This window comes from Hahella sp. CCB-MM4 (assembly GCF_002260525.1).
Taxonomy (GTDB): domain Bacteria; phylum Pseudomonadota; class Gammaproteobacteria; order Pseudomonadales; family Oleiphilaceae; genus Hahella.
This window is the reverse complement of the sequence record NZ_MRYI01000116.1, coordinates 1-384: the sequence shown is the minus strand read 5'-3', so window position 1 is coordinate 384 and position 384 is coordinate 1. Positions and strand designations below refer to the sequence as shown.

1 protein-coding gene is annotated in these 384 nt (G+C 61.7%); it reads left to right on the top strand.

The features are described 5' to 3' along the window. Positions 1–350 (top strand): hypothetical protein (locus BTA51_RS30600; RefSeq protein WP_210404972.1); only part of this gene is annotated, 350 nt, incomplete at its 5' end. Positions 351–384: the final 34 nt, after the last annotated feature.

Below are 384 nucleotides of genomic sequence, written 5' to 3'. Positions count from 1 at the left end.
AAGAGACGCGGGGGGCAAGGAACGGGACGCGAGGCGACTTCTTCAAAAGGCAAAGCCTTAGAAGGAGGAAGGGGGGGGGGGGGCAAGCAGAAGACGGCAGACGAGAGAGGAGGCCGGCGCGGGGGCGCGGAGAGGGGGAGAAGAGACAGCGGCTGAATGAAGGGAAGTGCTTTGGGCGGCGGGCCAAGCGGAGCGGAGGACCCGGGCACCGGCACGGGGGGCCGCAGAGGGGGCAGGGCGGGAAAGGGGAAGAGAGGGGGGGAAAGAAAGAAAGGGAAGAAAGGAGAGAGAGAGGAAAGGGGGGGAAGAAGAAGGAGAAAGGAAAAAGGAGAAAGGAGGCGGGAAAGTAGAAAGAGTCGATAAAAAGGAAGCGCGAGAAAGAAA